Below are 12,582 nucleotides of genomic sequence, written 5' to 3' on the forward strand. Positions count from 1 at the left end.
TATGCTGGTCACTCTTTGCGATTACAAACAGAGCGTCACGCTGATTGCCAACAGCGGCGTGCAGTTTCTCGATTTCGGTCTCAGCCCGCAGGAGTCGCTGCAAAACGGCCGTTTTGTGCGAAAAACCGCCAACGGCCCGCTGCTACGTCTGAACTATGACGTGGTCAATCAGCGTTATACGCTGCCCGGTGAGGCTGGGCGTGCGCCCGAGGTGGTGAAGCCGGAATCGACCCTGGCGCTGCATCATTCACTTACGCTGTTAGACGGCATCTGGCTGCCGCTGCCGTTCCTGCGGTTTAACCCGCCGCGCACCTTCGTTGAAGGGCCGGACAACTGGGCACGGGTGCAGATTCGTCGCCTTGCTGAGCCGGATAACGCGGGCAATACGCACCGCGTGACGTTGGCATTTGATAGCCAGATTAGCGACGATGACGTCAACGGCCTGTCACCCGTCGCCAGCGATCTGCTCAACGGTACGCGCTTTGCGCTGGCGTGGCGCGACAATGAAATCAGCGACTTCCTCGATCAAACATGGATTGACGGCTGGCTGCGTGAAGTTTTCCAGCAAACCGTTGCCGCCCACGAGGCCCGTAGCGAACGCGATGTGGCGCAGGCGCTGCGCAGCTTTGAATATCAAGGCCACTGGCTGAATATTCTGGCGCTGCTGGGAGAACAGTTAGCGGTACCGGAAATTAAAATCGTCACCGCCACGCTGAGCACTCCGGCCATCCCGGTAGATTTGATCCTCGACGTTGGCAATACCCACACCTGTGGCGTCATCATCGAAGATCACGGCGACGCTAACGACGGTTTACGTCAAACCGCCGAGCTTCAGGTGCGCTCATTAAGCGAACCGCAATACCTGAATGAACCGCTGTTCACCAGCCGCGTCGAGTTCTCGGAATCGCGCTTCGGCAAGCAGCATTTCTCCGTGGAAAGCGGCCGCGAAGATGCGTTTATCTGGCCATCGCTGGTGCGCGTAGGGGATGAAGCCCGTAAGCTGGCGATGCAGCGTTTAGGTACGGAAGGTTACAGCGGTATTTCCAGCCCCCGCCGCTATCTGTGGGATGAAACGCCCACCGTGCAGGACTGGCGATTTAGTCAGATGAATGGCAAGACCCAGCGCGAACCGCTGGCCACCGCCTTCCCGCTGATGAACCTGATGAACGACGAAGGCCAGCCGCTGTTTACCCTGCCGCCGGACGAACGGATGCCGGTCTTCTCGCCGCAGTACAGCCGCAGCACCCTGATGACCCATATGCTGTGCGAACTGCTGGCACAGGCGCTGGGGCAGATTAACAGCGTCGCCACGCGTCTTCGTCTGGGCTTCCCCGCCTCACCGCGTCAGCTGCGTACGCTGATCCTCACGCTACCGTCGGCCATGCCGAAGCAGGAACGCGAAATTTTCCGTCGCCGGATGTTTGAAGCTATCGCGTTGGTGTGGAAAGCCATGGGGTGGCATCCGCAGGACGATGATTTTGCCCATGTCCGCGTGCAGGAAAAAAGCATCGTGCCCATCCCGAAAATTCATATGGAGTGGGATGAAGCCAGCTGCGGCCAGCTGGTGTGGCTCTACAATGAAGCGATTTCCCATTTCTCCGGGCAGACGGAGGCGCTGTTCGCCGCGATGGCGCGGCCGGACCGCCAGCCGGAGCCTGGCATGGCGCAGGGCCGTGCGCTACGCGTCGCCTCGCTCGATCTCGGCGGCGGCACGACAGATATGGCCATCGCCCAGTATCAGCTGGACGACGGTATTGGCGGCAATGTCAAAATCACCCCACAGCTGCTGTTCCGCGAAGGGTTTAAAATCGCCGGGGATGATGTCCTGCTGGATATTATCCAGCGCTGCGTGCTGCCCGCGCTGCAAACCCAGCTGCAAAAATCCGGCGTCGCTGACGCACAAGCGCTGATGGCCACGCTGTTTGGCGACTCCGGCAGGCTGGATACGCAGGCAGTGCTGCGCCAGCAAACCACGCTGCAGCTCTTTATGCCCATCGGCCACGCCATTCTGGCGGCGTGGGAACAAAGCGACGTGCAGGATCCGCTCGCCGGGCTGCACGCCACCTTCGGAGAATTGCTGAGCCAAACGCCAACTCGCAACGTGATGAACTATGTCGGCCAGGCCGTGGAGCACGCCTTGCCTGCCGGTAGCGCGCCGTTCGACCTGCTGGCGGTCCCGCTGGAAGTGACCTTCAGCCAATTGCAGGAGGCCATGCTGGCCGGTGAGTTTACCCTCGCCGGTCCGCTGCACGCGCTCTGCGAGGCAATCTCACACTATGCCTGCGACGTGCTGCTGATTACCGGGCGTCCCGGCTGTCTGCCGGGCATACAGGCGCTGATTCGCTACCTTCAACCGGTGCCGGTCAACCGGATGGTCTGGCTGGATAAATATCATGTCCATGAATGGTATCCGTTCAGCCAACAGGGACGTATCGGCAACCCGAAATCCACCGCCGCCGTGGGAGCCATGCTGTGCAGTCTGGCGCTGGATCTGCGCCTGCCGCACTTTAATTTTAAAGCCGCCGATATTGGCGCGTACTCCACCGTGCGCTATCTGGGCGTACTGGATAAAACCGTCAACACCCTGCGCGATGAAAATATCTGGTACCACGATCTCGATCTCGACAAACCCGGCGCCAGGCTTGACGCCCGCCTGCATTTCCCGCTGCGCGGCAATGTTACCCTCGGCTTCCGCCAACTGGCGAACACCCGCTGGCCCGCGACGCCGCTGTATACGTTGAGCATCAACTCGCCAGAACTGGCGAAAGCCATCGCCGGAGACGGCGTGCTGCAGGTTCGCCTGAAGCTTGAAGGCGGTAGCCGACACGAAGCGCCGCAGTCGTTTGTGTTGAGCGATGCCTGGCTTCAGGACGGCACGCCGGTTTCGCCGGATGCCCTGACCCTGAAACTCAATACTCTGGCTGACCGACGCCACAGCGGCAGCCACTACTGGATCGACAGCGGGAGCGTATTCCTCAAATGACTACAATAGCCGCAGTAATCGACTGGCTCGCTGCCGCCCGCCAGGAGCATCCGTTACTGGATGATGACGCCAACGCGCTGCTGATTCGACTGCGGGCACTCGATGCCCAGCAGAAAGCGCGTCAGGAGGCTGGCGCCCAGCCCGCCAGCATCGCGCTGTTTGGCCACTCGCAGGCCTCTAAAGGCCACCTGCTGCGCACCCTGTGCGGCAACGGCGATGGCCGTCTGACGGTGCAAACCGGCAGTAAAACGCTGGACTACTTCAGCCATATCAATCCCGGTCACAGCCTCACGCAAATGGCGGTTCGCTTTAGCCGCGAGCAGCCCACGCCGGACGACGCCTTCCCGCTGCGGCTGGTGCTGATCGGTGAAGCCGAACTGGTACAGCTGTTTATCGCCCATGCCTGGCAGCGCGGCGATATTCGTCCACCGGATAGCCACCTTATCGCCTCCCGCCTGCGCGCTTGGCAGAGCCTGCGCCAGCCGCAGCAGGTGCCGGGCCTGACGGCATCGGAAGTGGCGACGATTGCCCGTTTCTGGCGCGATACCCTGCCGACCTCATACCAGACGATCGATGACGATCTGTGGTTCCAGTTCGCGCATCTCCTGCCGTCGTTGGATCTCACCGCGCGTGCACGCGCGTGGTCGCTGCTGTGGGGGGAACAACAGGAACTCACTCAGCAATGGTTAACGTTAGCACATACCCTGCATCAGGCGGGCAACCGCCGGGAAGTGATGGCGCCGCTGAGTCTATTGGTGGATGCTTTTACCCTGCCGATGGACGCGTTCCTGACGCCGGGTGGGGAGAGCGATGATGCGGTACTGGTTCATCCGCTCACCGACGACGGTTATCAGAACGCGGTCAGCATACCGGTTGCCACGCTGGCGCTGCTGACCGTTGAACTGGTGCTGAACGCGGAACAAGGCGTGCTCGACAATGTGGATATTATTGATATTCCCGTGCCGTCGCTCACTTCTGACACCCCGCTGTGGGCCAGTAAATGTCGCTGGCTATTGGAAAACTATCGCCAGCATCGGCAGCCGGATATCCTGCTGGTCTGTAACGCCACCGCCCAGCGCGCCGCGATTCCGTCCACCGCCAAAGCGCTGCTGCGCTGGGTAAACGACACCCAACCCACGCAGGAGAACAAGCTGCCGGGGCTGGTGTGGGCAATTACGCCGGAAGACGATCGTTTCGTGCATAAGCGTCACTTTGATGAGGCGATTCAACAATTGGTTGGCAAGCCAGGCCAGCATTGGGGAACGCTGCAAGCGCTGGATCACAGCAGCCTGCAACGGCTGATTGAATGGCTGTCGCAAGCCACGCAGCCCGAACTGCGCCAGCGCCGTTTTACCGCCATGGCGAACACGCTTCAGCAGCAGTTATTCAGCTTGTGCCAACCGCTGCTTGATTCAGCAGGCCAGGATGCGACACAGGCAGAAGCGATGATTCGCGAACTGCAAACACATGCTTCGCGTCACGGCGAGCTGCTGGAGAGCTTGCTTCCCGCCCTGCCCGCGTTCGAGGCGCTGTGTCAGGTTCAGCAGCAGCGTGAAGAAAAGGCCAGCGGGTTGTTTAATGAGGCCGTCGACCTGTTCGCCGCACCGGAAACGGTCAGTCAACATACGCCGTCAAATCAGGATCGAGGGTCACAGGTTTACGCCCTGTGGTGTAAACATTTGCGCCAGTGGAGTCGCCAGCCGCATCCGCTGCTCACTTCCGCGACTCAACAACAGCTGGTGCTGGCGCTGATGCGCGCCAGCCAGCGACAAGGGCTAGCGCAGCAGCTCCGTCAGGCCAGCGCTGAACAGCAGGCCGGCGCGGCGCAACTGCGGGCGATCATCGGTAACTTTATTCATTGGCTGGGCTATGCTGAACAGCCCGTCAACCAGCGCCCTGCCAGCCGTATTGCTAAAGGGAGCGCGGTTTTCGCCCACGACGTCGCAACCTCCAGCGCACGCCTGACTCAGCTCGGCGAACAGCCGGTACATGCCGCCACCCGCTACGTGTACGACTGGCTGGTCGCGCTGTATGCCCGCTGTACCGAATCGGGCGAGGCGGTGAACCTCCTCCAGCTTAGCGACAATCAGCAGCGTGAGCTGCGTACGCTACTGACGTAACCCTCGGCGGCACACGGATGTGAACCGCTTTCAAAAGCTGAAAAAAAGCGTGCGAAATCCGGACTCTGGATATTCAGCACGCTTGCACCTCTCTACACTCAGAGCGTTACCCGAGTCGATAAGAGGTTTCCATGACAATCACCTGTACTCTGTTTATTAACGGCGAAGCGTGCGCCGCGCAAGGCAATGCGACCTTTACACGCCTGAATCCCGTGAATGACGTTATAGCCAGTACCGCTCCGGCGGCTGGCCTGGTTGATGCCGCGCACGCCGCCGATGCCGCCTCCGCCGCCTTTCCGGCCTGGCGTGATACGTCACCCGGAGAGCGACGCCGACTGCTGCTTGCCGCGGCAGAACGGCTTGAACAACGCCGCGAGCAGTTCATTGCCGCCATGAATGCTGAAACCGGTGCGACGGCGCACTGGGCCGAGTTTAACGTCCACCTCGGCGCGGAGATCCTGCGTGAAGCGGCAGCGCTAACCACGCAGATTGAGGGCCAGGTGATCCCCTCGAATATTGCGGGCAATCTGGCGATGGCGACGCGTCAGGGGGCTGGCGTGGTGCTGGGAATGGCGCCGTGGAACGCCCCCATCATCCTGGCGGTTCGCGCCATTGCCACCCCGCTCGCCTGCGGCAATACGGTAATCCTCAAAGGTTCTGAGCTTTCTCCGGCCACCCAGGGGTTGATTATCGACGCGCTGGCCGCTGCGGGGTTCCCCGCTGGCGTCGTCAACTATCTGACCTGCGCGCCGCAGGATGCACCACAATTTGTCGAATCGCTGATTGCCCATCCGGGCATCAGGCGCGTGAACTTCACCGGCTCCACGCCGGTGGGTCGGATTATCGCCCAAACCTGCGCGAAGCATCTTAAACCGGTGGTGCTGGAGCTGGGGGGTAAAGCACCGTTGCTGGTACTGGACGATGCCGATATTCACCAGGCCGCCGCGGGCGCGACCTTCGGAGCCTTCGCCAATGCCGGGCAAATTTGCATGTCCACCGAACGTATTATCGTTGAGGACCGCATTGCCGAAGCGTTTATCGCCGCGCTGGTTAAGCGAGTCAACGCGCTACCGGACGGGTTGCCAGGTTCGGTGGTCGATATGAAAACCGTGGATCGCTGCAATGCATTGATTGACGATGCGTTGGCCAAAGGTGCGACGCTGTTAACCGGCGGCAAGGCCAACACAACGCAGATGTCGGCCACGCTACTCGACGACGTGACGCCCGCGATGCGTATCTGGAACGAAGAGTCATTTGGCCCGGTGAAAGCCGTGATCCGCGCCCGTGACGAGCAGGAAGCGGTGCGCATCGCTAACGACAGCGCCTACGGCCTGTCGTCGGCGGTGTACAGCCGCGATACCGCCCGCGCGTGGAACGTGGCGCAAAATCTGCAGACCGGAATCTGCCATATCAATGGCCCCACGGTGCACGACGAGGCGCAAATGCCCTTCGGTGGCACCAAAGATTCCGGGTATGGGCGCTTTGGCGGTCGTGCGGGAATTCATGAATTTACCGAGCTACGCTGGGTGACGATGCAGACGCAGCCTAGAACGCTGCCGTTTTAAACCTTCATGCCGCGAATCAGGCCGGATAAAGCGTTAACGCTGTATCCGGCTCTTTTCCGCAGCCACGGAGGCTTATTTTTCCCAGCGCGTGTTCCACTCCCAAAGACGGTTAGTGTTCACATCGTTCAACTGACGTGAAGGCTCCGCGCTCCCCTTATACGGCCTTGCCGTGGTGGCCGCCGCGCCCCATGGTGACAGACTGTCATAGCCGCTATCAATCGTGCTGTTGACAATCAGCACCTGTCCATTAGCGGTCTTGCCCGGCAAATAACCCGTTTTCCCTGCCCCCTGATCCCATGCGCGGCCCAGTTTGGCTTTCAAGGTACCTTTGTAGCCCTCATCTGTGCTAAAACGGCTGTTTTTGACCAGGAAACCATAAGGATTATCCGGGAGCGTATTCGGTGCCAGCACATAGGCTTCCGGCGATTTGCGGCTGGAGACGGTATGGAAATGCACGCCGTCAAACACCGCGTTAGCGCGACCGAAGACATAGTCAACATCGCCTTCAATGTAGCTATCCTGTACGTAAACCCGATTAATGCGATCGGTCAGCGCATCATTGCGCCGATTGCTGACGTTGAGATACAGCGTGTCCTGGCGTCCTAGCAGGCGGACGTTCTGCAGATGAATGCGGTCGCCGTCGGTTCGCAGGGCGACCCCCTGGTGGGTGCCGCCGTCAACCGTGTCGAGCAGGCTATTGGCAATGGTTAAATTGACCAGCTGGAGATCGTGACTTTGCGACCAGAATACCGCGGCGCAATTGGTGCCGATCGTGGCCGTGGTTTTCCCCGCACACAGCGCATACTGGTAATACGCCGGGGAGCTCGGCGGGTAGTGGTCGGCATTGACCGTCTGGCGATATTTCGCTGGGCTAAACTGCGAGTCCAGCGCCAGTTCAATACGCACATCCACAGGCGCTTTTCCCGCGCCAAAAAGAGTGATTGGCGGCGCATCGTCCGGGATGTACACCGTGCCGGTGTAGACGCCAGGCTCAAGACGAATGTAGAGACGCTCATTCCCTTTATGCTGCGCCAGTGCGGCGTCAACGGCCTGCTGGACGCGAGTGTAAGGCGCGCCTTTTGGCGCGACGCGCCATGGCGTCTCAACGTGTGTTAAGGCAATGGACGACGGCTGCCATGCCCCCTGTGGTTGGCTGAACAGACCGCCCTGCGCAAAATAGTTTTCGGTGGTATACGGTGCGGCTTCCTGCACCGTCAGCAGCGGTCTTGTCGCCGTTCCTGTTGACGAAGGCGCGGCGCAGCCCTGTAGCACCAATGGCATACAGAGCAGCGTCGACATGCCCAGATAAGGTATTCTTGACATCGGTTCTCCATTAACAACGTTAAATAGAAACTGAGAACCGATAATAATGGAACGCTATTTTATTTTAACCCTGCGCGATCACGCTTTACGATATCAGGAAAGCCAGATCAGCAGGCCATATAGCGCCAGCGTGCACACGACGGCTAGCTGAACGACCCGTCGCTCAATGGTCGATTTATTGCTCATTGATTTTATAGACGGAACGTCCCCTCAATCATCAGCTTCGCTTGCCCATACAGCGAAACGCGGCCATCAGTGCCCAACACGCAGCGCAGCGTGCCTTTACGCGCGCCGCCCTGCTGCGCATGAAGGGTATTTTTACCGCAGCGTTTGGCCCAGAACGGTGCGAGCCAGGTATGTGCCGAACCGGTCACCGGATCTTCATTCACCCCAACCTGCGGGCCAAACCAGCGTGACACAAAGTCAAACTCGCCCTCATCCGGTGCCGTGACGATCACCCCACGAGTCTTAAACGCCGACAGCAGGTTAAAATCGGGCGCTAACCCTTCTACGATCGCTTTATCCTTCACCAGCACCACAATGTCATCGGATTGCCAGAATCCTTCTACGCCGGTAGTGATGCCAAGCGCGGCCAGCAATCCCTGCGGTTCGTCAATCGGCTGGAGCATTTTCGTCGGAAAATCCATGCACAACTCATCGCCCTGCCGCTTGACGGTCAGCAAGCCGCTACGAGTGGTGAAACGCAGCGTCTCTTGCGGATAGTTGAGGACGTTAAACAGAACCCAGGACGCGGCGAGCGTAGCATGGCCGCAGAGATCGACTTCGACCGCTGGCGTAAACCAGCGCAGATGAAAGCCGTCATCGAGGGGAACAAAAAAGGCGGTTTCTGACAGGTTATTTTCGGCGGCAATCGCTTGTAACACGCTGTCGTCTGGCCATTGATTCAGCGGCATCACCGCCGCCGGGTTACCGCCGAAAGGTTTAGCGGTGAAGGCATCAACCTGATAAAAAGGAAGCGTAGCCGGGAGATTATTGTTCATTGAGCTTATCCAGGTAGTTGTAGATGGTGTAACGCGTCACGCCGAGCGCGCTGGCGACTTCGTTGACGCTGCCCTTAATCTTGAAAATTCCCATCGAATGCAGTTCGCTGACCACCCGCAGTCGAAACGCTTTTGGGTTTTCCTCAGGGGTGGCCTGGAAACGTGCAAGAACCTCCGCCAGAGATTGCGAGGGTAACGGGGTGGCCGGATTTTCCGCTGGCTGCGCTGCCGAGATGCCGGAGACCAGATAATCCAGTTCACGGCGAAAACGCATCACCGGCTCCATGTCGACGTTGACGCAAAATGCCGCCACCGCCTTTCCGTTGGCATCGTAGTACAGCGTCGACGCGCTGCTTAACGGTTTACCGCCGCGCGCATACGAGGTGTAACCGCTGAACAGTCGCGTGGAGGATGGCGGCTGCGTCTCGTCGATAAGTCCCAGAAAACCATCATCTTCCTCCGGCCCACTCAGCAGACCATCGCCCACCTGTCGCCCGCTGACGTGACCGTTAACAATACCGACGACCGACGATTGCGGCTGGGTTAAATCGTGCAGTACCACTTCGGTATTCGCCGGTAACGTGGCTTTCAACGCCGCCAGCGAGGCGCTGAGGGTGGCGATGAGGGTATCCCGTTCCGCGATCATGGCAGCACCGCCTGAAATTCAATTTCCACGTCGAGATTGAATGCCAGACTGCTGGTGGTCACGCTACGGCTGGGGAACCCCTCGGGGAACCACGGACGCCAGGCCTGATTGAACTCGGCAAAGTGCGCCATATCGCTTAACCAGACCTGTGCCCGAACCACATCGCTCAATTGCGCGTCGCCGCGCGCCAGCGTCTCGCTGACCGAACGCATAATACGATTAACCTGCTCGGTGATGGTACCGTACAGCGGCTGTCCGTCCGGGCTCATTGAGACCTGACCAGACAGAAAGAGAAATCCGTTCGCCGCAACGGCGTCGGAAAAAGGAAAAGGTTTACTCGTGGGATAGCGGACAAGTGCCATCGTCAACTCCTGCGGTTAAGGAGAGATAACGATAGCACCGTCTTTTCATGAATTCAACAAAGTTATAAATTTCAACACAAGTTGAAATTATCGTGATTGCGGCGCATCCATTTCATCAAAAACCTGCTGTGCCAGATGCATCGTGGCATTTGCCGCCGGCAGACCGCAATACAGCGCCGAATGCATGATCAGCTCTTTCAGCTCGTCGCGGGTCACGCCGTTGTTGAACGCCGCGCGCAGATGCATTTTCAGTTCCGCTTCGCGATTGAGCGCAATCAGCATGGCGATAGTGATCATACTGCGGGTATGGTGGTCCAGCCCCGGACGGGTCCAGGTTTCCCCCCAGGCGTAACGGGTAATGAAATCCTGAAACTCTTCGTTCAGCGGCGTGAGTTTTTGCAGCGTCCGGTCAACGTGGGCATCACCAAGCACCTTCCGGCGCACCGCCATACCCTGCTGATAACGTTGATTATATTCCATCGTCCCTCCGTAAAAATGCGATCAACGCCGCGGTAAACTCTTCGCTGGCTTCGACGTTTGATAAATGCGACGCGGCTAAATCCACCTGGAAAGAACCGTTAATTTGCTGATGTAAATAATCGGCATCGGCCACCGTGGTCACCGGGTCGTGCTCACCGGCAATAATCAGCAACGGTACGTTGATAGCCGCGACTTCACCTCGTAAATCGGCCGCCGCCAACGCTTCGCAGCATTCGGCGTAACCTTCCGCATCGGAAGTTGCCAGTTGATGGCACAGCTGCTCAACCACCGCGGGCTGATGTTGACGAAACTGAGGGGTAAACCAACGATCCGCCGACCCGGCCGCCACCACGCCCATGCCTTCGGTTCGCACGGTGCGCGCACGCGACAGCCAGTTGGCCTGCTCGCCGATCTTCGCCGCCGTATTCGCCACCGCAACGGCAGTAAAGCGTTCCGGCGCGAAGCGAGCGAGCCAGAGACCGGTCAAGCCCCCCATCGAAATACCGCAGAAGAAAGCGCGCGGGATATTCAGATGATCGAGCAGTGTAATCACGTCTTCACCGAGTTGTGACAACGTCACCTTCCCGCGTTTTGTCGTTTGTCCGTGCCCGTGGGTATCGTAACGCAGCACGCGGAAATGTTCGGTCAGCGCGGGCATCTGCGCATCCCACATAGCGTGAGTCGTACCTAGCGAGTTGGAGAGCACCAGTACCGGTGCCGTTTCTGGTCCTTCAAGGCAATAATGGATATTCATTTCCCTGCTCCTGATAGCGCGCCACAACCTGGCGCACAAAGTGGTCGGTACTGCCGAGTGCGGTCGCTGGGTCCAGCAGTTGCGTGAGTTGCGCGGAAGAAAAATGCTGGCTTACCAGCGGATCTTTTTCCAGCAGCGCTTGTAACGGGCAATCCAGCGCAATGGCCCGATGACAGATTTTTTCTACCTGATGATGAGCGTCGGCTTTGCCAATAAAGGCCGCCAGCGCCTGAGTAACGGATTCGGCCATAATCAGACCATGGGTGATATCCAGATTGGCGCGCATTTTCGCCTCATTGACCTGCATACCGCGCAGCAGAAATTCACTGTTTTCCAGCACGCCGCCAGCCAACATCACCAATTCTGGCAGCGTTTCCCACTCGGCCTGCCAGCCACCTAGCGCGCGCTCATGCTGCTGAATTTGCGCGCCGTACAGCGTCGCCATCAGCCCAGGGATACGCTGTACGGCGGCGAGAATGGCCGCACAGCTGACCGGATTACGCTTATGCGGCATGGCGGACGATCCGCCCCGGCCTTCGGTAATAGGTTCGCTCACCTCCGCCACTTCGGTTTGCATCAGCAGTGCGAAATCATTGGCAAATTTACCCAAGGTACCGCAGAGCCCGGCAAACCAGCCCGCCACTTCAATGATGCGGTCACGCTGGCTGTGCCAGGGGGTGTCAGGAAGCGAGAGATTGAGCGTGTCGGCCAGCCGTTCTGCGACCTCTGGCCCCTTATCTTTCAGCGAGGCCAGCGTCCCCGCTGCGCCGCCAAACTGTAGCGCCAGCACCCGCGGGCGCAGTTCATCCAGTCGCTCTTGCCAGCGCAATAGCGCGTCGAGCGTACCGGCCAGCTTCAGACCAAAGGTGATGGGCAGCGCGTGCTGCATCCAGGTGCGGCCCGGCATCAGCGTGTGCTGATGCCGATTAATTTGTTCAGCCAGCACCTGGGTGAGGCGTCGAAGGCGGACTTGCGTCTCATCAAGCGCCTTGCGCAGCTGTAAAATCAGCCCGGTATCAATGGCGTCCTGGCTGGTCGCCCCCCAGTGGACGTAGCGCGCGGCTTCAGGATCGTGCGCTTTCACGCGCTGCGTCAGTTGTTTAACCAGCGGAATCGCCAGATTACCGGCATCGGCGGCCGCCCTCGCCAGCACGGGTAAATCCAGAGACTGCGCCTGACAGGCTGCGACGATCGGCGCAACCGCAGCATCGGGTATCACCCGACACTGCGCCTGTGCGGTCGCGAGCGCCGCCTCGAAATCCAGCATCCCCTGCACCGTTTGCTGGTCGCTGAAAAAATCCGTCAGCGCCTGGGTACGCAATAGCGGGGTCAACAAACTCATTCCAGC

At 59.3% G+C, this 12,582-nt stretch carries 10 protein-coding genes; 3 read left to right on the top strand and 7 right to left on the bottom strand.

The genetic code is table 11. The features are described 5' to 3' along the window. Position 1: 1 nt before the first annotated feature. The 3 genes from M989_RS12085 to M989_RS12095 all read left to right on the top strand — a co-directional run bounded on the left by M989_RS12085 (position 2) and on the right by M989_RS12095 (position 6,668). Positions 2–2,983 carry a virulence factor SrfB gene (locus M989_RS12085; RefSeq protein ID WP_064545582.1) on the top strand — a complete coding sequence of 994 codons (2,982 nt, stop codon included), beginning with the start codon at positions 2–4 and terminating at the stop codon, positions 2,981–2,983. Beyond that, positions 2,980–5,103, top strand: a complete 2,124-nt coding sequence (locus M989_RS12090) for a virulence factor SrfC family protein (protein WP_064545584.1) — start codon at positions 2,980–2,982, stop codon at positions 5,101–5,103. Before M989_RS12085 ends, M989_RS12090 begins: the two co-directional genes overlap by 4 nt. A gap of 131 nt (positions 5,104–5,234) precedes the next feature. Then, the gene (locus M989_RS12095; protein ID WP_064545586.1) at positions 5,235–6,668 is read left to right on the top strand and encodes an aldehyde dehydrogenase; all 1,434 of its coding nucleotides are present in this window, start codon (positions 5,235–5,237) and stop codon (positions 6,666–6,668) included. A 72-nt stretch (positions 6,669–6,740) separates the two neighbouring features. Here the strand turns inward: M989_RS12095 and M989_RS12100 are convergent, their stop codons facing one another. From M989_RS12100 to M989_RS12130, 7 genes are all read right to left on the bottom strand, one after another. Further along, a complete protein-coding gene (locus tag M989_RS12100; protein ID WP_064545588.1) occupies positions 6,741–7,991 on the bottom strand; it encodes a putative acyl-CoA thioester hydrolase in 1,251 nt (416 codons plus the stop codon). Between the two features lie 191 nt (positions 7,992–8,182). Beyond that, on the bottom strand, positions 8,183–8,992 hold the full coding sequence (locus tag M989_RS12105) for a PhzF family phenazine biosynthesis protein (protein ID WP_064545590.1): 810 nt from the start codon (positions 8,990–8,992) through the stop codon (positions 8,183–8,185). Next, a complete protein-coding gene (locus tag M989_RS12110; protein ID WP_064545592.1) occupies positions 8,982–9,638 on the bottom strand; it encodes a helix-turn-helix transcriptional regulator in 657 nt (218 codons plus the stop codon). Before M989_RS12110 ends, M989_RS12105 begins: the two co-directional genes overlap by 11 nt. Then, positions 9,635–10,000 (bottom strand): RidA family protein, encoded by a 366-nt coding sequence (locus M989_RS12115; protein ID WP_064545594.1) that lies wholly within the window; start codon positions 9,998–10,000, stop codon positions 9,635–9,637. Before M989_RS12115 ends, M989_RS12110 begins: the two co-directional genes overlap by 4 nt. An 87-nt stretch (positions 10,001–10,087) precedes the next feature. Next, on the bottom strand, positions 10,088–10,480 hold the full coding sequence (pcaC, locus tag M989_RS12120) for a 4-carboxymuconolactone decarboxylase (protein ID WP_064545595.1): 393 nt from the start codon (positions 10,478–10,480) through the stop codon (positions 10,088–10,090). Next, entirely contained in the window at positions 10,470–11,234 is a 765-nt protein-coding gene (gene pcaD, locus M989_RS12125) for a 3-oxoadipate enol-lactonase (protein WP_064545597.1), read from the bottom strand. Before pcaD ends, pcaC begins: the two co-directional genes overlap by 11 nt. Further along, a complete protein-coding gene (locus M989_RS12130; protein ID WP_064545599.1) occupies positions 11,212–12,576 on the bottom strand; it encodes a 3-carboxy-cis,cis-muconate cycloisomerase in 1,365 nt (454 codons plus the stop codon). Before M989_RS12130 ends, pcaD begins: the two co-directional genes overlap by 23 nt. Positions 12,577–12,582 lie beyond the last annotated feature (6 nt).

Source organism: Kluyvera georgiana ATCC 51603 (assembly GCF_001654985.1).
GTDB classification, from domain to species: Bacteria; Pseudomonadota; Gammaproteobacteria; order Enterobacterales; family Enterobacteriaceae; genus Kluyvera; species Kluyvera georgiana.